The organism is Microcoleus sp. CZ3-B2, assembly GCF_036705055.1.
Taxonomy (GTDB): Bacteria; Cyanobacteriota; Cyanobacteriia; order Cyanobacteriales; family Microcoleaceae; genus Microcoleus.
Window position 1 is genome coordinate 49,462 of the sequence record NZ_JAUBTN010000022.1, and the last position, 21,931, is coordinate 71,392.

Genomic DNA, 21,931 nt, shown 5'->3' on the forward strand with positions numbered 1-21,931 from the left:
ATTTGTACAATACTCGCTCTTCGGGGACAGCACTCAAGCAAAAAAATAATTTTTACAATGCAGGAAATGCTTCCTTGACCGATCGCTCCCTCAATCCCTCAATCCTTCAATCCTTCAATCCTTCAATCTTTCAATCTCAACTTGTTGAGAAAGGCTATAAGTAGATGGGCATCCATAAACGCAACTTAATATTTTGCCTTGCTGGCGCGAGAAATGTTGAGTTTCACCCACCTACTTATAGCGGTTCGATCGCGTGGTGAGGTATGCCTTATGCCCGATGCCCTGCGCGGGCCGATGCCGCATAGTACCTCATACCAGAGCACAGAAAGGCTATATATTTCCCTATTTGTCGAAACTAGGAGAATTATCCGGTTGGTCTTCCGGGTATTCCACTGGTCGGTACTCCACGTAGTCTGATGGCGGTGCTTCCACATCGCGGGTGGTGCTGGGGCGAGACCTCGACCCTTCCGCAGGACGGGTTTTTTTGGTTCTCGGCGGTGTGTCGGAACTCGGGTTTTCCGAAGCGGGGGGGCGACGGTTGCGGCTGCGGGCCGGTCTTTCTTCGGGGTTGTCTGAAATGTCCCAGTTGTCTGAATCTTGCGCGGGCGGGGTTTCAGGGCGGGAAGGACGTTTGCGCGATGGTCGATCGACCATCGAGTCTGGCTTGGATGTATTAATGCTGCCGTTGCGACTCGAAGGACGACGGCGTGGCTCGTCGTCGTAGGCTTCCCGCGAAGAACGGTAGTCTTGGCTGCCCCTAATCCGGGGACGCTGCGGGTAGTCTTCTTCCGGTTCTAGCTGGTCCATGTCGCTATCGTAGCCGTCGTAAGCGTAGGCGTTGCTGACTGGTCGTTCTTCATCTACGTATTGGGCGCGACTTTTGGCTTGGGCTGTGGTTGCTCCCCGCAGCTTTATGCTTTCGGCTGCAAAAAATATTGCCGAACCGGTCAGCAAGAACTGACCGAAGGCCAGAATTGGATCGAGCCGCCATCCTTGAAATAACAGAATACCGCCGCACAGCAGGCCGACTGCTGCAAAAAAAATATCGTGGTCTCGGGCTAGTTTGGGACGCCACGATCGCAGAAAGTACAGTCCTGCCCCTGCTACTGCTAGGATGATCCCTAACAGGCTGCTCCAGTTCAATCCTAAATTGACCATTAGCCTATCTCCTATGTCTTTCCTATGTTAACGAGTTAGATTTTAAATCTATCAATAAGTCTGTTATCCCGACTGTACTTTTAAATGGCAGCACCCACCTAGGCTTTCAGCTTGGTTCGGGAACCTTATAGTAATGAGTTTAACGGGAAAAAACCTCAGCGAAAGCCCTCAACCGAAGGTTTTGCCTTCACAGTTGCTGGTAGCCGAGGTTTCTTGGATCGGGGAAATGCCCGACGTGTAGTCGAAAATTGACTTTCACGCCAGACTTAGAAACCCCCAGACTTTTTAGGTGCGCTTGATTTTGTCTTTTTGGCTGATGAAGATCAGGGCGATCGTTGTTGGAATCACTACTACCGCCACGCCCACCAGCAGGCTGTACAAAAAGTTCGCGAGTGAAGGAGTCATAGATTCAAGACCTTTGTTACAAGAGTTTGATTTTTATTAATTTTATCAGCACTCAGTTCTTACCGGGAAGTTCGGCCAAGGATGTTGCAATGGATGTAGGGATGTCGCGGATCTAGGGCAGAAGCAATATTTTCCCTCTGGCAAACTCGAACCCTCGCACCCTCAAAGTCTAGCACTCTGTCGCTTTGAAGGTATAAGAGCGGAAAAAATATGCCGTTTTTGTTCGATCGCACCTGTGAAACGGTTAAAATTATGAAAAGCTGACTTAACAAAACTTAAGATTTCGAGATAAGACCCATGACTGGTATTACCGTTGCAAGTTGGATTCTGGGCTCTGTCCTAGTGGTGATGACTTTGCTATTTATTTTTCGCATCGTCCTGACTTGGTATCCCGAAGTAAATCTGAGCAAATTGCCGTTGAGCCTGATTGCTTGGCCGACGGAACCGTTTTTAGCCGTAACTAGAAAGATTGTACCGCCGATCGGCGGAGTGGACATTACGCCGATTATTTGGGTCGGTATCTGTAGCTTGCTCAGGGAAATGATTCTCGGCCAGCAAGGAATTCTGACGATGATGATGTAATAGTCAGTAGTCATTAGTCAGTAGTCATTAGTTAGTAGTTAGTAGTTAGTCGTCACTTGGTAGGGGCGGTGGATGGTGCGGGCCCGCCCTCTTAGTCGTCAGTAGTCCTTAGCAGTAGTCATTAGTCCTTAGCAGGAGTCTTGACTACTGCCAGAAAGGAAATTTCGAGTTCTTAAGGATATTCTTCACCAGATTGAAGCGGGCCGCGCAGGCATTGCCCACCTTAATCCCACTAATGACTAATGACTACTGACTAAGGACTACTGACTAAGGACTACTGACCATTTTGGTTCATGAACTGTTCGACAAAATTCGTATAAACTTCGCCGCTGAGAAATTCGGGGCTATCGAGGATTTTTTGGTGGAAGCTGAGGGTGGTAGGAACTCCGGTGATGGCACATTCCCGCAAGGCCCGTTTCATCCTGCTGATGGCTGAAGGTCGATCGCGCCCCCATACAATTACTTTACCGATTAAAGAATCGTAGTAAGCAGGTATTTCGTAATCGGTGTAAACGTGAGAGTCCATCCGCACGCCGGGGCCGCCGGGAGGCAAATAACCGCTGATGATGCCGGGGTGAGGCCGGAAATTGCGATCGGGATCTTCAGCATTGATCCGGCACTCGATGGCGTGGCCGCTGAGAATTACTTGATTTTGCTTGATTTGCAGTTTTTCACCTTGGGCGATGCGAATTTGTTCGGCAATCAAATCCAGGCCCGTAATCATCTCCGTGACAGGATGTTCCACTTGAATCCGGGTGTTCATTTCCATGAAATAGAACTTGCCCGATTTGTCAAGCAGAAATTCGACAGTACCCGCACCGGTGTAGTTGATAGCTTTTGCAGCAGCCACCGCCGCGTGACCCATTTGATCTCGGAGTTTCTGGCTGAGGGCTGGACTGGGCGCTTCTTCCAGGAGTTTTTGGTGCCGCCGCTGAATCGAACAATCTCTCTCACCGAGGTGGATGACATTACCGTAGTTATCCGCGAGAATTTGGATTTCGATATGTCGGGGCTTTTCGATGAATTTTTCCAAGTAAAGTCCCGGATTACCAAAAGCTGCATCGGCTTCACCTTGGGCTGCATGGAAAAGTTTGGGAAGTTCCGACGCTTCTCTGACTAGCCTCATACCCCGGCCTCCCCCGCCGGCGGTAGCTTTAATCATCACAGGATAGCCGATGTCGCGGGCTACCGACAAAGCCTCGTGTTCATCTATCAGCAATCCGCCGCTACCGGGAACAGTCGGAACTTTCACCCGCTGCATAGTTTCTTTTGCCGTGGATTTGTCGCCCATCGCCCGCATTGCTGCCGGAGACGGGCCGATGAAGGTAATTTGATGGTCAGCACAAATTTCGGCAAATCGGGCGTTTTCCGCGAGGAAGCCGTACCCCGGATGAATCGCTGCCGCGTTGCGCGTCAGGGCCGCCGAGATGATGTTAGGGATGTTTAAATAACTTTTACTGCTGGTGGGGGGGCCGATGCAAACGGCTTCGTCTGCTAACTGGACGTGCAGGGCGTGTTTATCTACGGTGGAGTGAACGGCGACCGTGGCAATCCCCATTTCCTCGCAGGTGCGAAGTATGCGGAGGGCTATTTCCCCCCGATTAGCGATTAAAATTTTTGAGAACCCCATCTTCGCTGCTTAATTCACTCAATATTCTGTACAATAATGCCTTTCGGTATGTTCTGGACAATGCTTTTGCAGAAATTGTTCATAAAAATTTATTTTACATTTTGCGCGTAGTGGTGCTATGATTCTAAATCGGCGGCGCAAAAGGGCAAGTCACAAGTTAAATGTCAGGAACCTCAACCTGTGAATCTTTAACTGGTAACGCAAAAAATCCCTGAGTGCCAGAAAAAGCGGATGTGGCGGAATTGGTATACGCGCACGCTTGAGGTGCGTGTGGCATTATGTCCTTGCGAGTTCGAGTCTCGCCATCCGCATTGAATATGTAAAACAACTGTTGACAGTTTTGGCTGTTGGCAGTTGTTTTACATTTGATTTTGAGGCGTTGCTGAACCAGGGTATGATGAAGTTGTCCTCCGAGCGCCAAAAATAACACACATTTAAAATAAATATTATGCAATGCCCAGAATGCAATTCAACTCATATCAATAAAAATGGTCACAAAAAAGGTAAACAGAATTATATTTGTAATCAATGCAAAAGACAATTGATCAATGACTATAAGCCTCAAAGAGGATATTCGGAATAAGTTAAATGTGAATGCCTAAAAATGTATGATAATGGCATGGGATTTAGAGCAATTCAAAGAGTCAAAAATGTACATCATACTACAATCATTAATTGGGTAAAATCAGCCAGGAAAATCTTACCAGATTTTGACGAATCAAAAACAAATCCCGAAGTGGGAGAATTAGATGAATTACAAAAATCTGTGGGTTAAAACGAATAAAGCCTCGCTGTGGAAAGCGGTAGATCATTTTAAGCCAGGTATTTTAGAATTGGTTTTAGGCGACCATAGCGCCAAAACTTTTGAACCACTATGGGCGGAGGTTAGTAAATGAAAATGCTACTTTTCTGTAACAGGTGAGTGGAAATTTTACCCAAATTTCATCCCGGAAGGAGACCAGGTTGTTAGCAAAACCTATGTGACAAAAATTGAGGGTAAAATACAAGATTTAGACATTACTTAGCTAGGCAAAAAAGTTTTTTTTGTTATTTTCGCTTATAAAAAAATGCTAGGGTATTCAATCAAATTACTAATTCATTATCTAAAATTTGGAGATGTTCCAATTACCCACCAAAATTCCAGAAATCATTTTCGGCTCCCCTCTCGTATTTTTGCCCGTATCATACCCTGATTCAGCAGCGCCGATAAAATAGGCTTACCAGAAAAATTGGGTTGAAAGCCCTGTCCTTATAGGACGGCTTTAGTTTCTACAAAGTGTAAAGAATGATTAAACATACGCATTTTGTAAACATAGTGTTTCGTAGTACGGTAAGATACTTGAATGATCGCATTAGAGTTTAAGTTGAAAGCCAAAGCGAAGCAATACCGAGTCATTGACGAGATGATTAGGACGGCTCAATTTGTCCGAAATAAAACTCTTAGGTATTGGACAGAGAATCAAGGGGTTAAGTTATTTTACCTGTACAAACAATGCGCCATTATGGCAAAAGAGTTTGAAGGGGCAGGTAAGCCTAATTCGATTGCACGTCAGGCTTCTGCCGCACGTGCCATTTTTGCTATCCAACGTTTTTTGGCTAATTGCAAAGCCAAGAAACCAGGAAAAAAGGGATACCCGCCTTTCAAGAAACACACTCGTTCGGTCGAATACAAAACATCAGGATGGCTACTTTCTACCGACAAAAGATGTCTGACATTTAAAGACGGTTTTGCTGCTGGGAAGTTTAAGTTGATCGGTAATCGGGATTTGCATTTCTCGGCACCTGACGAGATCAAACGAATCAGAGTTGTGCGTCGTGCCGACGGCTACTATGCCCAATTATGTATTAACGTGGAGCGAAAAGAGGAGCCTATTCCCAATGGTAAAGCTATGGGGATAGATCTGAGATTGAACCACTTTTACGAAGATAGCGATGGTTGGCAACCGTCTTACCATCGCTATCTTCGTAAAAGTGAAAAAGCTTTGAAAAGATTGCAGAAGCGGATTTCTCGAAAGAAGAAAGGTTCTAGCAATCGAAGAAGAGCGCTCAACAAGTTAGGAAGAAAGCATCTGAAAGTCAGCAGGCAGCGCAAAGACTTCGCCATTAAGACGGCGTCCGGCGTGGTAAAATCTAGCGATTTTGTAGCCAACGAAGATCTTCAGGTGCGGAATATGGTGAAAAACCATAAGCTTGCGTTGCGAATTAGTGATGCAGCGTGGTCACAATTTGCACAATGGTTAGAATGCTTTGGAAAACTGTACGACAGAACAGTAATTGCTGTTGCACCTCAGTACACTTCTCAAGACTGTTCAAACTGTGGCAATACTCTCAAAAAAATACTTTCAACTCGCACCCATATTTGCGGTTACGGTACGAGATTGGATCGGGATCGTAACGCCACAATTAACATTTTGGGAAAAGGTTTGAAAGCCCGTGCAGGAATCACTTTAAATACGGTGGGACACACCGAAATTAACGCTTGGAAACCGATCTCTACTCGTTGGTGGCAGCATCAACGAGCAAATCAACTGATTGATCCAAGAATCCTCGCGTCTTCAGACCGAGGAGTGTCAAGCAGCTACTCAACTGATAAGATGCGTTGCAATGCACGCTAGGCCGAGTGAAAGCTTTTGAGGTGGAACATGAAACGTCTGGTTATTTGCTGTGATGGAACTTGGCAACAGCTATCGAGTCCTTACCCAAGCAATATAGTTAAGCTGGCTCAATCTGTGAAACCGATCGCTAGTGATGGAGTTCCACAGGTCGTATTTTATGACGAAGGCATTGGCACCGAGAGTCAAAAGATTTTAGGCGGAGCCACGGGACTCGGAATCGATCGCAACATTGAGGATGCCTATCGGTTCCTCAGTCTCAACTATGTAGATGGTGACGAAATTTATCTATTCGGGTTCAGTCGCGGTGCTTACACCGTCAGAAGTCTAGCGGGAATGATTTATTGCGCCGGTCTTCTATCACGCCCTCACGTGACTAAAACCCACGAAGCTTACGAGCTTTACCGTCATCGAGAAGTTAAACCGCGGGATAAAATGGCTGCCGATTACCGCGACACCTATGGCGATCGCGTCCCGATTACCTTGATTGGTTGTTTCGATACCGTCGGTTCCCTAGGAATTCCTAGTGTACCTGCCTTCAAGCAGGTTCACGAACAACTCAACAAGCGCTACAGATTTCACGACACGACTTTAAATAAAGGGATTCAGAATGCCTTGCACGCCGTGGCGATCGACGAAATCCGCGAAGCTTTCGACGTAACTCCCATGAAAAAGCATCCTGATACTGAGAACCAGCGCGTAATTCAAGTTTGGTTTCCCGGCGGACATAGCTGCGTAGGCGGTGGAACGAAAGAATACAGTGGGTTATCAGATGCCGCCTTGCAGTGGATGTTGGATTCAACCCGTAAACTGGGACTTGGGCTAGAATTCGATCCTAGTGTCATTCCAACAGGTATCAATCCTAATTATGAGTGTGACTTTAAGAACGATCCAGGGGTTTTCAAATTAGCAGGAATCAAGTTGCGTGAAGTGAGCGATGCAATTGAAGAACTCCATGAAAGCACGATCAAGCGATTGCAAACCCGCCAGGACTACCGCCCCAAAAATCTACAACGACATCTCCCAAAACTTGATTCCATCCAGCAGGTTGAAAAGACTGCATCACAATCTGAAAAATTAGTAACATCACCACCTAGAACCGAGCAATACCGAGAATCTGAAAAATTAGCAGCATCACCACCTAGAACCGACAAATACCGAGAAAGAAAAACCATCATGGCAAGCAAAAGAGATACTTCACGGGACGGATTTAAAAACAAACTGGAGACGGCAGCTTTAACTGGCTTAAAGCCAATTTGGAGCTTTATTCAAAACAATTCAGGTCTTGCGAAAAAAGTCAATAAAACGCTGATCAACAATGCCATCAATAAGATTCCGGTTCGTCCCTATCAGTTTAGCACTATGTCTCCCTACACATCTTGGGATTCATTGATCGATCGCTCATACTCTGGACTCCAGTTGCCGCCTTTAGATTGGAAACCATTGACTAATGAAAATTACGTCGGCATTAATTTAGCACCTACCGAAGAGTTTGAGAAAAATCTGCCGCCGATTAAGGATTTGGAAATTTTGTATCGCAAAGACGGGGAGACACAATACTCGCCCAAATCTTCACTGATGTTTCCCTATTTTGTCCAATGGTTCACTGATAGCTTTCTGCGTACAGCTCGCGACGATCACCGTAAAAATAGTTCCAACCACCATATCGATCTGTGTAATGTCTATGGGCTGAACCCAAAGATTACAGAGATGCTGCGATCGCACAAAGGCGGCAAGATGAAAAGCCAATTTATTAATGGCGAAGAATATCCTCCGTTTTACTACGATGAGGATGGACGAGCCAAAGAAGAATTCGCAGAATTACCTCATCTTTACACCGAAAATTCCATCCCAAAATCCGAGACATTCTCTCCCGAAAAAAAACAAAAATTATTCGCGATGGGGATTGAATTAGAACGGGCAAACGTGCAAATTGGCTATGTCATGCTGAACGTTCTTTGCTTGAGAGAACACAATCGCGTGTGCGACATCTTAGCAGAACACTATCCAGCCTGGGATGATGAACGTCTGTTCCAAACTGCCAGAAACATTGTAGTGGTTGAATTTCTCAGGATTGTGTTAGAAGATTACATCAACCACATTACTCCCTATCACTTCCAATTCTTCACCGATCCACAGGCCTTCACTAATGAAAAATGGTATCGCCATAATTGGATGTCGGTAGAATTTAGTTTGGTATACCGCTGGCACAGTATGTTGCCTGATACTCTCATTCACAACGAGCAGACACTACCCATGCCTGCCTCTATGTGGAACAACAACATGATTATCAGCAAGGGGTTAGGAGGCATATTTGAAGAAAGTTGTTCCCAACCCGCCGCGCAACTGAGTTTATTCAATACGCCTGAATTTCTGTTACCAACCGAGTTAGCCAGCATTCGCATGGCTCGTCAATCAAAACTGAGAAGCTACAACGATTATCGTGAGTTGTGCAAGTATCCCCGCGTCACCGATTTCGCCCAGATTAGTGGCAATAAAAGAGTTCAACGAGAACTAAAAAGTTTGTACGGACACGTAGACAATATTGAGCTTTATGTCGGACTCTATGCCGAAGATTTGCGTCCCAACTCAGCCCTACCTCCTTTAGTGGGACGATTAATCGGAATTGATGCGTTTTCTCAAGCATTCACCAATCCTTTATTAGCAGAAAACATCTTCAATCCAGAAACTTTTTCGCCTGTGGGCTGGGAAATTATTCACAATACCAAAACGCTTTCTGAGGTAGTGCACCGCAACATTCCTCAAGGTAAAAATTATCGAATTTCGTTTTACCGCTACAATTGGAAACCCGTTTAATCAGCAAACGCATCAAGGTAAATATGAGCAATAAATTGTTTACAGAATATCCCGAACAGAATGAAGGCGAATATTGCGATCGCCTGGTCGAACAAACCAAGATCCGCATGGATAATCTTTATAAGGACAAGGAACGGGCGCTGCGAGATACTCACACCAAAAGCCACGCTGCTGTTAAAGGAATTCTCGAAATCTTTGACTTTGATGAGGAAGCGATTAAACGCGAGTTGAACAAACGCGCCTCGTTGACTTCTTCCCAACTCAATGCTATTTCCCTTAAGCAAGGCTTACTCTCTTTGCCCAAACAATATCCTGTTTGGCTGCGATTTGCCAACGGAGCTTTCCAACCCAAAAATGATTGCGAACCAGACACCCGCTCAATGGCAGTGAAAGTGATGGGAGTTGAAGGGGAACGGCTGGTGCAAAGCTATGAGTCGAAAACCCAGGATCTGATTGTTCACAATTCAGCGTTTTTCTTTGTTAAAAACATCAAAGATTACTACGGCTTTTTTTCTGCCGTCGTTGAGTCGAAGGAGGCAACAAAGAAGTGGCTGTATCAACATCCGAGGCAATTTTTAGCACTCCTCAAGGGTACGAGTTCGACTCCGAAAAGTTTACTAACAGAACGATATTGGAGCAGTTCAGCCTCTGCTTTGGGTCTCAATTCCGATTTTGATGCTTCCAAAACGAGTTTAGTTCCTGTCGAATATCCGGCTGTGATTAAATATGCGTTTACTCCGGTTTCAGGCCAACCGCCGCACAACAAGATTTTATCTCAGTCTCGACCTGGGATTCCTAAACTTCCTTTTAGCGATCGCGCTTCTTCTCTCGGTTTAGATCCGAGTCAACCCGACAATTACTACCGGGATGACATCATTCAAGCCCTTCTCCAACCTGATGCTCAATTTTGTTGGGACTTTGGCATTCAATTCCAAACTAACTCTAAGATGTCGATCGACGATACCACGATTCTCTGGAAGGAAAGCGAATCTCCGTTTTTCACAGTCGGTCGTCTCACCGTCAAGCATCAAATCATTAATTTTGAGAAACAATACGATTTCTGTGAAAACCTGCGATTTTCTCCTTGGAACGGTCTAGCAGTCCATCGTCCGGTTGGTGCAATAAATCGGCTGCGTGGCATTGTTTACCCGGTTGTCGCTTCCTATCGCTATCAGAAGCTAGGTCTGAGCGACCCAATCCCAGATCCAACTGGAAACGAGACCTTTTGAAGAAGACGCTCGCGGTTGAAACCGCGTCTACACAAACAAAACCCGGATGGTGCGCGGGTTGAAGACCGGGGGGGTGAAATTACATTATTTCTTCAGTCCGCTTGGAGTGGACATCGTTTTTGTAGGCGCGGTTTCAACCGCCGTCTTAATCTAATTTTGCCCTAATTCTGGCGGTCGCCCCATTAAGCCGGTCATCAGCCGCAAAGCTAAAAACCTCACTGGAGGAATTGTCCGCAAACACCACAATCCAAAGCGGCGAAATGCGACTATTGGCAGCCAAGTATTGGAAAATAATCTGTCTAGAAAATCGGTAAATCCTAACACGATTAAATTTTCTTTTTTGCGCCAGTTGTGATACCTTTTCAATACTCGCAAATCGCCGATATCTTCGCCTTTTTGGTGGGCTTGCTGCAAGATTTGGGCGATCGCCCCTGCGTCTCGAATGCCCATATTTAATCCCTGGCCGCCCACGGGATGGCAGCAGTGGGCAGCATCGCCAATTAGTGCTAATCTCGGTAAGGCGTAGCGATCGCTCTGCATTAACTGCACCGGAAACAAAAAGCGATCGCTCTCCAATGCCAAGTTTCCTAAAAGCCCGCCCGTGCGCTGTTCTAACAAAGCTAAAAACTCTTTTTCGTCCATTGACTGCAAAGCTTTCGCTTCCGCGTGGGGTGCAGTCCAAACTACTTGACAGCGGTTCCCAGGTAAGGGCAAAACTCCCATCGGCCCGCTCGGCCAAAAGCGCTCAAAAGCGATATCATTGTGCGGCTTTTCGGCTTTAATAGTAATCGCAACGCAGGATTGCCAGTATTTCCAGCCGCGAGTGCCGATATTTGCTGCTGTGCGGATTCGAGATTTAGAACCGTCGGCGGCAACTAACAATTTAGTACGAATTGTGCGAGTTGCGCCGTTTTGTTTGATTTGAATTTCAGCGCTATTATTTAAATATTTTACATCTATTACTTCCGCCGGACAAACCCAACTGAAATTCGGATTTTTTGCCAAAGATTCCTGCAAAGCTGACAGTATGACTCGGTGCTCGCCAACGTAACCTAAAGCTGTTTTTGGCACCGGCAATTTGCCAGTATTTCCCAAATCCGGGCGGTGGAATTCGACGACACCGGGATAGTCGCCGTCGCAGAGGTTAATTTGCTCGAAGGTGGTAATTTGGGGCAAGATTTGCTCCCAGACGCCGATACCTTCTAAGATCATTCCTGACAGCAAGGTGATTGCATAGGCTTGTTTTTTGGCGGCGGCGGCGGCGGGGAGTTGGGTTTCAATTATAGCGATTTTCAATCCGGAATCTTTTAAAGCGCTGGCTAAGGTGGCCCCCACTATGCCGCCTCCGACGATCGCGATATCAAAGTCGAGTGTTGGTGTTTGAGTCGAGGCTGTGGTTGGAGAAAGTTGGTTTACGGGCATTTTCAAGGGATGTTGTCAAAGTTAATTGGATTGTTACTTTTTTATTGTAAAGAATTATTTCGATTTAGGGCGATCGAGAAGAGGAGAGTATCGGCATTCGTGAAAATCAAGGTTTTCAGACTACGAGCTCCAAATGCAAGTCCTGGATGCACTCGCTACCTCAGAAACCCGGTTTCTTCCTATATTTCTCCTCACTAAACGCAAAACTCGTAGAAACCAGGTTTCTAGCCCCTCCGATGGGTCAGCCCTGAAACTATAGCAATCCTAAATCATTCATGAGGATTTGTAGGGGTAGTGCCCCCGTGCCTACCCCAGTATTTAGGGGCAACCACGGGGGGATTGCCCCTACAAGAATTATGGAAATGATTTAGGATCGCTATAATGACTAATGACTAATGACTACTGACTAATGACTACTGACTAATGACTGATGACTAATGACTACTGACTAATGACTACTGACTAATGACCATTTCCTTTGTGTTTTCCACGGCCAGCGCTGATACTTCCTGGCAAATGGGAATCTCGATGACAAACTCTGCACCTTCGCCGGGGGCAGAAATACACTGCAATTTGCCTCGGTGTTTTTCAACTATAATCTGATAGCTGATTGACAGTCCCAAGCCTGTGCCTTTGCCGACGGGTTTAGTAGTAAAAAATGGATCGAACAACTTGCCAATAACTTCTTGATTGATTCCCATCCCGTTGTCGGCAATCCGAATTGTTACTGTGTCTGAATTCGCACTCGTGCTAATCCGAATTCGGTTGTGGCGAGAATATATTTCTTGTGAAGAATGACTGCTGTTGTATTCTTCGAGGGCGTCTAGCGCATTTCCTAAAAGATTCATAAATACTTGATTGAGCTGACCTACATAGCACTCGACTGGTGGAAAATTGCCGTATTCTTTGATAATCTCAATCGCCGGACGAACTACATTAGCTTTGATCCGGTGCTGCAAAATTAGCAAAGTGCTTTCGATTCCTTCGTGAATGTCTACTAGCTTCATCTGCGATTCGTCGAGTCTGGAAAAGTTGCGTAAGGATACAACTAAGTCGCGGATGCGATCGGCTCCTACTTTCATTGATTCCAAAATCTTTGTAAAGTCTTCCATTAAAAAGTCAATTTCAATATCTTCGGCTGCTTCTACAATTTCCGGGACGGGATTTGGGTATTTTTCCTGGTAAAGGTTGAGCAAACTGAGCAAGTCTGTGGCGTATTGGCTGGCGTGGGTGATGTTGCCGTAGATGAAGTTAATCGGATTGTTAATTTCGTGGGCGACGCCGGCGACTAGCTGCCCGAGAGAAGAGATTTTTTCGGTTTGGATTAGTTGAGTTTGAGCTTGGTGCAACTCGCGGACAGCTTTTTCGAGCTCGGCTGCTTGCGATCGATACTGTCCCTCGGATTGCTTGAGTGCTTCCAAAACTTGGACTCGATCGCTAATGTCGGTGTGAGTTCCCACCCACTCGCGAATGCTGCCGTCGGCTGCCAAAAGAGGGACGCCCCGCACCCAAAAGTGTCTGTAGCTGCCGTCTGCGGCCCGCAAGCGGTGCTCGACTTCGTAGAGACTTTTTGTTTCTATGGCGCGCTTCCAAGCTTGTCTGGTGCGATCGCGGTCTTCTGGGTGTACTGCTTCTATCGAGTTGTCCTTCTCTTCCAAGCTGATGCCCGTATAAGCCATCCAATCAGGCTGAGGCCTGTCGAAGATTCCGCTAGCGTTGGTTGTCCAAACCATCTGTGCGGTGGCCATAGCCAGCGATCGGTATCTTTCCTCGCTCAGACGCACAAATTCTTCGGCTTGCCGGCTGGCTGTCACGTCGCGCAAAATAGCTGTGAATATGATTTCGCCTGCCACTTCAAGTTTGGAAATAGAAGCTTCGGCGGGAAATTGCGTACCGTCTCGGCGGCGGGCGAAAATTTCTTTGCGGTTGCCCATGTTTCGGGCTTGTTTAACCCCGTCGCCGAAATTGCTGACGAGGTGGCTGTGAGGGGCGACAAAAGCTTCGGGCAACAGCAGGTTAAGGGATTGCCCGATCGCCTCCGCTGCTGTCCACCCGAAAATCCGTTCTGCACCTTGGTTGAACAGGATAATTTTTTGGTCAGCATCCACGGAAATAATCGCGTCGTCGGCAATTTCTACAATGCCGGCGAAACGAGCTTGAGACACTTGCAGCGCTTGTTCAGCTTGGAAGCGATCGCTGATGTCGCGGGCGATCGTCGAAATGTATGCGAGTTTGCCACCGGATGCGGAGTGAGAGATGATGACTTGGCTGATGGGAATTTCAAGTTTTGATGCTGATACAAAGGCTGTTTCTCCGCTCCAAACACCCCCGGAAACAGCGGTGGCGATCGCTTGTTTCCAAGTGCTGCGGGCTGAGGCTGCCGTGAATTCTGCAACTTGTCGCTTGGATATATCTTCGTTTTCGTTTATACCCACCATTTTTCTGCCTGCTTTGTTAATGTAAACGGCGTATCCTTCGAGGTCGCAGATACCTACAAAATCCGGCGTTGCTTCCAGAATTGCTGCCAGACTGCTATTGTCGAAAATTTGCTGCTGCAATTGTTCGTTGGCGATTTGCAGTTGGAGAGTCCGTTTCTCAACTTTATTTTCTAAGTCTGATTTAGCTTTCCTCAGTCCGAGTTCCGCTCGATAGCGCTTCCGGTCGGCCGTGCAGAGAATTTTTGCATTTTGCCAAATCAGAACTGTAAAAATAATCACGTTCAATACGCTTAACAGCGATATTCCGACCTCCGACCTGTAGGCTTGTAAGCGCTCTCCCGAGAGGATGAAATAACCCACTAAAGGCGGGATAATAATTGCCTGCGGCAACAAGCGCCTCGCCATGATGCCGCCAGCGCGATCGCTCGCCATTACTGCTATGAATCCTCGCTCTGGATTGGTAAATAAAATACCGAAGCTCAGCAACATAAATGCTGCGGACGTGTGCAAAGCCATTCCTGTATAATCGCCAATTCTGTAAAATAAAGCTTTGCCATAGATGTAGCCTATTAAACCCAGAAATGCAATAAAAAATGCTGAACAGCTTAAGATTTGAACCCCTAGATATTTAGGACGGCGTTCTGACAGCAGCAGCAGGGCTGTTCCCAGTAATAAAAAAGCAGTAGCAGTATTTGGTGCCATCCGTCCAGGTGTTCCGGGGCTTGTCAATTTGTAACTTTCTTTAAATAGCAGTTGGTCGATGCCTAAGTCTAAACTAAAGCTATATTGAACTAGGGTTAAGAAGGTAATTAATATAATAAAAAATGAGCAGCTAAAAATTAAAAATTTAGTGATTTTTTGATGCTTTATTGCTGTTGATTCGGCGCGCCGGATCTGTTGGATGAACAGAGAAAACCCACCCAAAATAAAGCAGACCGCAGTATTGGCTTTCATGGTCACGAGTCCGGGCAGAATGCTCTTTAAGAGTTGCAGATCGAATATCCAACCCAAAATGACTGTACAGCCGATCGCGATTACTGCAATACTAGCTTTTTTGGAAAAAGACTGGACTGCCGCCATTGGGGTTAATCGCCTTTGCACTTGTTGTGCTCCTTCAAAAAGTTCCAATTTCTCCATCCCTCAAATTATTTGGGTTTCTACGTATTCAAGGTAACAATAAACACTGTAGGTATATTGTTGCCCGCTATACAAAGCTGCTTAAGATTTTCTTAAAACTGTCAAGCATAAAATATGAATTATTTTATCTAACTTGAGAGATATAGTCAACTGAAGGTTTAAGGCTCTTATGTAGAAACCATTCGGCAGAATTCAACAATTTTTATTTATGGTAAATTAAAAAAAATTCTTTGTTCCTTGTTCGTTGTCCCTTCGATCTCGGAAATTGGCGCCCGATTCATCGGCAAAACCGAGTTTTTTTACTCAGTACATGGAGGGATAATTGTAGCGGATGAATCACTCTGCAACAAAATCGCTCGCATTGTACACCGGCTGATGCGGCTGTGGGAAATGCGATCGGCACAAAAGTTAGGCTAAACAGTTCTTTAAAAGACTTGACAATATGCACTAAATTGCTTGTGATTACGAGCTTGAAAACTATTGCTAGAATCCTCAATCTTATAGCAATTATTAAAACTCCCCGATCCCGGTAAAAACACGGCATTGCCGTGTCCCTACAGATGCTCGCGTCCAATCGTGTTGGGTTTTGTTTATCAACTAATTACTGATGACGGATTACTAATGACTAATGACTAATGACTGCTGACTCCCAACTTTTGAAGTGCGATCATTGCTTCGGTTGCTGACGGGTAACGCTGGGGAAAAGCGTACAGCACCATCTGGTCTAAAACGCGAGCCAACTCCGGAGTGACAGTTGCATTTTTCTGCCAGATGAGATTGCCTAAATTATCAACTCTGAGTTGTTTCGGGCGCATCCCTGTCAAGGCTTGAATCCCGATGATCCCGACAGCATAAATGTCACTGCACTGTTTCGGGGAACCGATGGCTTGTTCGGGGGGAATATAATCTTGCTGAGTACCGCCGCGCGATTTCGTTTGACCGGTGCTGTTTTGTGAAGTGTTGATTTCTTTAACTGCCCCAAAGTCAATTAATACAATCTTGCCATCTGATGCCCGCCTGATTAAGTTTTGAGGGTGAACGTCGCGGTGAATTACATCTTGTTTGTGAACAAAAAAAAGCACTTCCAAGATATCTTTCAACAAAGCGATAACCTGATGTTCTTCCCAGGGTTTACCTTCGATTAGTTCTTGATACAAGGGTTGCCCTTCGATGAATTGATTGACTAAATAAAAATATCCATCTTCTTCAAAGCGAGCTAACAATTCTGGTATCCGATCGTGTTGGCCCAATCGATATAAAACCCGCGTTTCTCGCTCGAATAACTGGCTGGTTCTTTCTGACTGGCTTTTCAGGCGCTTGACAAGGCAAAAAGGTCGATCGGGCAAGTTTTCATCTTCAGCGAGATAGGTGTCGCTGTACTCCGTGCTCACTAAATGTTCTCGGATTCGGTAACGCATCCGCAGCAGTTGTCCCAATATCGGATCGAGAGATTGAGCTGGTTGCGTGCCTTTTTGTACACCTCTGATGATGCAGTCCCAAAGATTTGCTCCAACTACTCTTTCTTCTGCTTCAATAATTCCTGCTTGCTTCAGTACCTTGGTGAGGTCTTTCCACAAGTTGTAGCCGACATACCGCGCCAGGTAGCCCACTGTGTAGCCACGGGCGATCGGATCGTTTTGCTGAATTTCTTGGTATGTCAAACCCCCTAAAACTCCTCGCACGATCGACTGTTGCAACCGAGTTAGGCGTTTTTGGGTTTGTTCGTACACCAGATTGTCTAAAAAATTTATTGCTTCTTCTACTGTCATATTTTCATGGTTTAAGTTACTCGTGCAGCCGCTATAGGTTTTGTTTTTATGTTTCTGTTATAGGCGGTTTATGTTCAATTGACTAGCATTTTAGGATCGAAAACTTAATAACTTAAGCACTTCCTACAGTCTTTTCTTATCTAAGGATCGAAAACTTAATAATACCAATTTCATAAAGTAGCGCTAGATATTACCCCCCCAACCCCCCCCGCGACTTCGGGGGGGCTAAGACTTCATCTATAGCACATATGAAAGAAAAATGGTATAACTTAAGCACTTCCTACAGTCCTCTCTCCAGAAGCCGCGAGATAGAAGGAGGCTCTTCCTCCGCACCTGCATTACCAGGCAGAGCGAAAGTAACGAGCAATTTGTTATTTGTTGATTGTAATTCCGAATTGCCAACTGCCAACAATCAACTGCCAACTGCCAACTACTTAATCTTGTTTACGTAGCCCCACAAACTGTAATCGCGGCTCAGCCAACCCCTAAAAAAAGCCATTTGACTCGGATCTTCTTGCACCCGTTTGTAACGGTAAATAATCCGTTCGTTAATCATTTGTAGCGCTGTATTTTTGTTATTAGCGACTTTCAATGCTTCCCTGGTGCGCGAATCAAAAATACCAGTTTGGGGCAATCCTAAAGCTTGCTGCAAAAATGTAATAGAATTGTTAATACCGAAATTAACTGCGGTGTCAAACATGACGATCGCCAAAGCAGGCTGCATAGTTCCCGAAAGACTAGAATCCCAGTAATATTTATAAATTTCTAGGAGCTCTGCTTCCGACATTTGCGTCACGTCAAGGGGCGGCAGCCCGCGACTGTAGCGGTACGAGTTGTATTCTGTTTGCAGGATGCCCCGATAGGTTCTGCCGCCTTTATCGGCTGGGTGATTGCTGAATCCACCCTCAAAATATAAGGTGAAATAAAGAGCAGTTTGAAATACTCGCTGCCGAAAGTTCGCTGTTTGCTGTTGTGCGAGAGTCTTTTGGGCAAAAGGCAAGGGGATTGCTAAGGCTAACAAGAGTATCCCCAGCAGGAGGTTTGGCTTCCACTTGATGTTAGGTTGGTGCTGTGTCGCTTGCTTGTCGCTCATAAATTCTCTGTGACGATCGCGCGTAATTCCGGTAAAACTGGTACTCTGCAAAATAATATAGATTCAACCTTTAACTTGATAGCACAGATAGGCCGCCAAATGAATTCCGATTTTCGCAACCAATCCGAAACACCCCAATTTGAAGATGCTGCATCGCTGACAGTCGTTGCAGAAACCTATTACTCCCAAGGCGATTTAGCAGCAGCAGTCGCTGCTTGTCGCCAAGCTCTGGAATTGCAACCGGATTGCGCGGCGGCTTACGTGACAATGGGTAACGTGCAGCAAGCCAGCGGCCAAATTGAGGAAGCGATGCGGTTTTATTCGGAGGCGATCGCCCTGAATCCCGATTTTGCTGAGGCCTATGCTAATTTGGGCAGTATGCTCTACAAGCAAGGGCGTTTGGTGGAGGCGACTGTCAACTACCAAAAGGCGATCGAACTCAAACCAACTTTGGCCGCTGCTTACTGGAATTTGGCAGGGGCGATGAAGCAGCAAGGGCAGTTTGATGCTGCTGTAGCCTACGAACAAAAAGCTCTCGAACTCAATCCCCATCTGGCTCAGGTAGATTTTTACATAAATTTGGGAGATAAATTAGCGCGGCAGGGAAAGCTAGATGAGGCTGTGGCTGCATGGCAGCGGGCGATCGCATTAAAACCCGATTTACCCGAAGCATACTGTCAAATTGGCATAATTTTGCGCCACCAAGGCAAATTTAAAGACGCCATACCCAACCTGCAAAAAGCCCTAGAAATTAAACCCGATTTTATTTCAGCCCACCAACATTTGTGCGGCATCCTCAGAGATACTAGCAATTTAGCAGCCGCGCGGCAAGCCGTGCACGCATACAGCCAAATGTGCGCCGAAACCGATCCGATTATGACGGCGATTTACTTCGTCAGCACCTATCAAGTATCGGGATTGAATCAAATTGCAGGCGATCGATTTTTAGAATTAGAATCCTACTTGCAGCAAAACTTACAAACGGCAAGTTCGGTAGAAATTAAATCGCTTTATGCAAACTTCTTATTCAGCACGCCCTATCTGCGAGATGACTTGGCAGCCAACTCTCAACTTTACAGATTAATTGCCAAAAAGTACGTTGACAAATGTATCAAACCTAATTTTCCTCAACCTGCAAATTACAGTTACCAACCAAAAACCCCAGGTAGCAAGTTAAAAATCGGCTTTTTATCCAATCACTTCAGCCGCCATTCTGTAGGTTGGTGCAGCACTGACATCATTCGCGAATTGTCCGGCATCACACCCAACTTGCATTTATACGCTTCCGAAAGAATTGTCCCAGACGATCGCACTCAGGAATTTGAAAAAATTGGCAAACTGACTTTCCCCAAAACTTACCCGAACGGACTTGCCAATTCTGCAGAAATTATCGCCAAAATTCAGCAAGATGAATTAGACGTTTTAGTCGATTTAGATTCTCTCAGCGTACCGATTCACGCAGACATTCTCTACCAAAAAACAGCACCAGTTTGTATTTCTTGGTTGGGATTTGATGCACCTTACATATCCTCGGAAAATTACTTTCTTACAGACTGGCACTCGCACCCAGAAGGTCGCGAAAAATATTATGACGAACAGCTAATTAGGATGCCAGATTCTTTTGTAGCGGTGTCAGGTTTTCAGAGGTACGGAGTCGATCCGGTGGCATTGAGAAGGTCGAATCGGATCGGTTTGGATCAGATAGTTTACCTGTGCGTCGCTCCGGGCCGAAAATTTAATCGCGACTTAGTAAAAGCACAAGTTGCGATTCTCAAACAAGTGCCGAACAGCGTTTTAATTCACAAAGCTTTGGGCGATGCTGCGGTGTTTGAGGCTGCGTATCATCAAGCTTGCGAAGCTGAAGGAGTCAGCAAGCACCGAATTAAGTTTTTGCCGAGGTTTGCTACGGAGGAAGAGCACAGAATTGTCTATTTGCTGGCAGATGTTTTGTTGGATTCCTATCCTTACAATGGAGGAACTCACACTTTAGAGGCTTTGTGGTTTAATTTGCCTGTGGTGACTCGTACCGGAGAGCAATTTTTGTCGAGAATGGGTTATTCGTTTTTGCAGGTTTTGGGGATGGAAACTGGCGCGGCTCAGTCTTGGGAGGAATATGTGGATATGGGTGTAAAATTGGGTAAAAATGGTGATTTGAGACAGGCAATTCAAGCGCATTTGATGAAGTCTAAAGACCCAGCTAATTTGTCGCCGCTGTGGAATCCTAAAAAGTTTGCTGGTGATATGTATGGGGTGTTTGAAAAACTGTGTAAAATCAATTTTGAAAAGTAGGGACACGGCAGTGCCGTGTCCGGCGCAGGGACTAGGACACGGCAAGGCAGTGTCCCTACAATTAATCGGGCGATGGTTACATTTTTAATCAAGGAAGATGGATTATTTTTGGGTAGGGAAACGGCATTGCCGTGTCCTCGGTTGCCTATCCTTGCGATGCAAAGGTCAACGATATCATTCCTCATCTCAAATCTAAAATCTAAAATAATATGAGTTTAACACTGCCAACTATTAAGTTTTTGAAACAGCCGACTTCGGAAGCTTGGGTGGAACAGGCGATCGCCCATTTGGATACAATTTTGTTAGATCATTCTCACTGCGAGCGGAAAGCGGCGGGAGTAGCGTTAAATTTAATGTTTCGCTATCCAGCGCGGGAAAAGTTGGTGAGGATGCTAACAGCGATCGCCAGGGAAGAATTAGAGCATTTCGATCAAGTCAACCAGCGGTTGGAACAGCGCGGTATCGCTTTGGGGCCTTTGGCTGCGCCTCCCTACGGTGCCGGTTTGTCCGCCCAAATCGAATTAGCTAAGTTTTACCGCAGTTTAATGGCGAAGGCAAGCGCGCCATTATGGGATATATTGGATTTTAGCAACAACTTATTTCGATCGCCCTTTGGTGATAGAACGGCTGGAGGAATTATCATTGTTAGAAAGTCAGTTGCTGGCAAGTCTTTATCCTGAACCGAGAATTCACAGTTAAAAGTTGGGTGTATTTCTATACTGTAAAGCAAAAATAATCAGTAGTTTTACGGTTGCTACAGCAAACCAATAAGTATAATTTTCAACAACCCATGAGAACCCAACATTTAGATTTTTTGATTCGTTCCTGGGAAACGCGCGATCGGGCGGATGCGTTCAATTTAATTAAAAATATTTTAGCAGAGTACGGTTTAAACTGTGAGCCTTGCGGGGCAGATCGAGATGTCTATGATGTCGAATTATTTTATCATAAAAATGGTGGAGAATTTTGGGTAGTAGAACGGCAAGAAGAAATCGTGGGTACGGCCGCTTATTATCCGATTGAACGCGGTAATAATGCTGTAGAAATTCGCAAAATGTATATTTTGCCGGCAGTAAGGCGAAAAGGTTTGGGAAAGTTTTTACTGCAAGAGTTGGAAAGTACAATAATGGCTCGCGGCTTTGATGAAATCTGGATCGAAACGGCTAGCGTTCTCAAGGAAGCTGTTAAGATGTACGAAAATAGCGGATATTTACCGACGACTGGTGTGGAAACGCCAAGGTGCGATCGGGTTTACAAAAAAATTATAAAATAAGGAAGTTCGGCAACGGATTTTGTAACGGATTTAACAGATGTAATATCAATTCCAGTTGCACCGTCAGGTGATGTTGA

The 21,931-nt window shown here is 45.6% G+C and carries 14 protein-coding genes, 1 tRNA gene and 2 pseudogenes; 10 read left to right on the forward strand and 7 right to left on the reverse strand.

What is annotated here, in order from left to right:
- Nucleotides 1-342: 342 nt before the first annotated feature.
- Both QUA97_RS12565 and psbX read right to left on the reverse strand, forming a co-directional pair.
- Complete coding sequence (locus QUA97_RS12565) at nucleotides 343-1,158, reverse strand: Ycf66 family protein (protein WP_333194754.1); 816 nt, start codon at nucleotides 1,156-1,158, stop codon at nucleotides 343-345.
- Nucleotides 1,159-1,443: 285 nt separating this feature from the next.
- Nucleotides 1,444-1,563 carry a photosystem II reaction center X protein gene (gene psbX, locus QUA97_RS12570; protein ID WP_194068963.1) on the reverse strand — a complete coding sequence of 40 codons (120 nt, stop codon included), beginning with the start codon at nucleotides 1,561-1,563 and terminating at the stop codon, nucleotides 1,444-1,446.
- 297 nt (nucleotides 1,564-1,860) lie between these two features.
- Between psbX and QUA97_RS12575 the strand changes: the two genes are divergently transcribed.
- Complete coding sequence (locus QUA97_RS12575; RefSeq protein ID WP_190736140.1) at nucleotides 1,861-2,145, forward strand: YggT family protein; 285 nt, start codon at nucleotides 1,861-1,863, stop codon at nucleotides 2,143-2,145.
- Between the two features lie 274 nt (nucleotides 2,146-2,419).
- Here QUA97_RS12575 and accC read toward each other — a convergent pair whose 3' ends face one another.
- Nucleotides 2,420-3,775 carry an acetyl-CoA carboxylase biotin carboxylase subunit gene (gene accC, locus QUA97_RS12580; RefSeq protein WP_194068961.1) on the reverse strand — a complete coding sequence of 452 codons (1,356 nt, stop codon included), beginning with the start codon at nucleotides 3,773-3,775 and terminating at the stop codon, nucleotides 2,420-2,422.
- Between the two features lie 227 nt (nucleotides 3,776-4,002).
- Between accC and QUA97_RS12585 the strand changes: the two genes are divergently transcribed.
- From QUA97_RS12585 to QUA97_RS12605, 5 genes and pseudogenes are all read left to right on the forward strand, one after another.
- Nucleotides 4,003-4,086 (forward strand) — tRNA-Leu (locus tag QUA97_RS12585).
- Nucleotides 4,087-4,223: 137 nt separating this feature from the next.
- Nucleotides 4,224-4,968, forward strand: a pseudogene (locus QUA97_RS12590) (IS1 family transposase).
- A 150-nt stretch (nucleotides 4,969-5,118) separates the two neighbouring features.
- Nucleotides 5,119-6,390 (forward strand): RNA-guided endonuclease InsQ/TnpB family protein, encoded by a 1,272-nt coding sequence (locus QUA97_RS12595; protein ID WP_228050156.1) that lies wholly within the window; start codon nucleotides 5,119-5,121, stop codon nucleotides 6,388-6,390.
- 27 nt (nucleotides 6,391-6,417) lie between these two features.
- On the forward strand, nucleotides 6,418-9,204 hold the full coding sequence (locus QUA97_RS12600; RefSeq protein ID WP_333194755.1) for a phospholipase effector Tle1 domain-containing protein: 2,787 nt from the start codon (nucleotides 6,418-6,420) through the stop codon (nucleotides 9,202-9,204).
- 23 nt (nucleotides 9,205-9,227) lie between these two features.
- A complete protein-coding gene (locus tag QUA97_RS12605) occupies nucleotides 9,228-10,433 on the forward strand; it encodes a catalase (RefSeq protein ID WP_194068959.1) in 1,206 nt (401 codons plus the stop codon).
- A gap of 150 nt (nucleotides 10,434-10,583) precedes the next feature.
- Here the strand turns inward: QUA97_RS12605 and QUA97_RS12610 are convergent, their stop codons facing one another.
- From QUA97_RS12610 to QUA97_RS12620, 3 genes are all read right to left on the reverse strand, one after another.
- Nucleotides 10,584-11,855 carry an FAD-dependent hydroxylase gene (locus QUA97_RS12610; RefSeq protein ID WP_333194756.1) on the reverse strand — a complete coding sequence of 424 codons (1,272 nt, stop codon included), beginning with the start codon at nucleotides 11,853-11,855 and terminating at the stop codon, nucleotides 10,584-10,586.
- Between the two features lie 455 nt (nucleotides 11,856-12,310).
- A complete protein-coding gene (locus QUA97_RS12615; RefSeq protein WP_333194757.1) occupies nucleotides 12,311-15,373 on the reverse strand; it encodes a PAS domain-containing sensor histidine kinase in 3,063 nt (1,020 codons plus the stop codon).
- 689 nt (nucleotides 15,374-16,062) lie between these two features.
- A complete protein-coding gene (locus QUA97_RS12620) occupies nucleotides 16,063-17,199 on the reverse strand; it encodes a serine/threonine-protein kinase (protein WP_333194758.1) in 1,137 nt (378 codons plus the stop codon).
- Nucleotides 17,200-17,447: 248 nt separating this feature from the next.
- Between QUA97_RS12620 and QUA97_RS12625 the strand changes: the two genes are divergently transcribed.
- Nucleotides 17,448-17,651 carry a hypothetical protein gene (locus tag QUA97_RS12625; RefSeq protein ID WP_194068952.1) on the forward strand — a complete coding sequence of 68 codons (204 nt, stop codon included), beginning with the start codon at nucleotides 17,448-17,450 and terminating at the stop codon, nucleotides 17,649-17,651.
- Here the strand turns inward: QUA97_RS12625 and QUA97_RS12630 are convergent.
- Nucleotides 17,630-18,292 carry a glycoside hydrolase family 108 protein gene (locus QUA97_RS12630; RefSeq protein ID WP_194009441.1) on the reverse strand — a complete coding sequence of 221 codons (663 nt, stop codon included), beginning with the start codon at nucleotides 18,290-18,292 and terminating at the stop codon, nucleotides 17,630-17,632. The two genes, QUA97_RS12625 and QUA97_RS12630, sit on opposite strands and share 22 nt — an antisense overlap.
- Nucleotides 18,293-18,391: 99 nt before the next feature.
- On the opposite strand from QUA97_RS12630, the gene QUA97_RS12635 reads away from it, so the two are divergent.
- From QUA97_RS12635 to QUA97_RS12645, 3 genes and pseudogenes are all read left to right on the forward strand, one after another.
- Complete coding sequence (locus QUA97_RS12635) at nucleotides 18,392-20,581, forward strand: O-linked N-acetylglucosamine transferase, SPINDLY family protein (protein ID WP_333194759.1); 2,190 nt, start codon at nucleotides 18,392-18,394, stop codon at nucleotides 20,579-20,581.
- Nucleotides 20,582-20,790: 209 nt separating this feature from the next.
- Nucleotides 20,791-21,280: pseudogene (gene miaE, locus QUA97_RS12640) on the forward strand (tRNA isopentenyl-2-thiomethyl-A-37 hydroxylase MiaE).
- 91 nt (nucleotides 21,281-21,371) lie between these two features.
- Nucleotides 21,372-21,854, forward strand: coding sequence for a GNAT family N-acetyltransferase (locus QUA97_RS12645; protein WP_194068948.1), 483 nt, complete (start codon nucleotides 21,372-21,374; stop codon nucleotides 21,852-21,854).
- Nucleotides 21,855-21,931 lie beyond the last annotated feature (77 nt).

Bases quoted from the DNA above. Each gene is read 5' to 3' on its own strand.
- QUA97_RS12635 (WP_333194759.1), top strand. From the start codon at position 18,392: ATGAATTCCGATTTTCGCAACCAATCCGAAACACCCCAATTTGAAGAT.
- QUA97_RS12595 (WP_228050156.1), top strand. From the start codon at position 5,119: ATGATCGCATTAGAGTTTAAGTTGAAAGCCAAAGCGAAGCAATACCGA.
- QUA97_RS12620 (WP_333194758.1), bottom strand. From the start codon at position 17,199: ATGACAGTAGAAGAAGCAATAAATTTTTTAGACAATCTGGTGTACGAA.
- QUA97_RS12600 (WP_333194755.1), top strand. From the start codon at position 6,418: ATGAAACGTCTGGTTATTTGCTGTGATGGAACTTGGCAACAGCTATCG.
- QUA97_RS12610 (WP_333194756.1), bottom strand. From the start codon at position 11,855: ATGCCCGTAAACCAACTTTCTCCAACCACAGCCTCGACTCAAACACCA.
- psbX (WP_194068963.1), bottom strand. From the start codon at position 1,563: ATGACTCCTTCACTCGCGAACTTTTTGTACAGCCTGCTGGTGGGCGTG.
- accC (WP_194068961.1), bottom strand. From the start codon at position 3,775: ATGGGGTTCTCAAAAATTTTAATCGCTAATCGGGGGGAAATAGCCCTC.
- QUA97_RS12575 (WP_190736140.1), top strand. From the start codon at position 1,861: ATGACTGGTATTACCGTTGCAAGTTGGATTCTGGGCTCTGTCCTAGTG.
- QUA97_RS12645 (WP_194068948.1), top strand. From the start codon at position 21,372: ATGAGAACCCAACATTTAGATTTTTTGATTCGTTCCTGGGAAACGCGC.
- QUA97_RS12565 (WP_333194754.1), bottom strand. From the start codon at position 1,158: ATGGTCAATTTAGGATTGAACTGGAGCAGCCTGTTAGGGATCATCCTA.
- QUA97_RS12630 (WP_194009441.1), bottom strand. From the start codon at position 18,292: ATGAGCGACAAGCAAGCGACACAGCACCAACCTAACATCAAGTGGAAG.
- QUA97_RS12615 (WP_333194757.1), bottom strand. From the start codon at position 15,373: ATGGCGGCAGTCCAGTCTTTTTCCAAAAAAGCTAGTATTGCAGTAATC.
- QUA97_RS12605 (WP_194068959.1), top strand. From the start codon at position 9,228: ATGAGCAATAAATTGTTTACAGAATATCCCGAACAGAATGAAGGCGAA.
- QUA97_RS12625 (WP_194068952.1), top strand. From the start codon at position 17,448: ATGAAAGAAAAATGGTATAACTTAAGCACTTCCTACAGTCCTCTCTCC.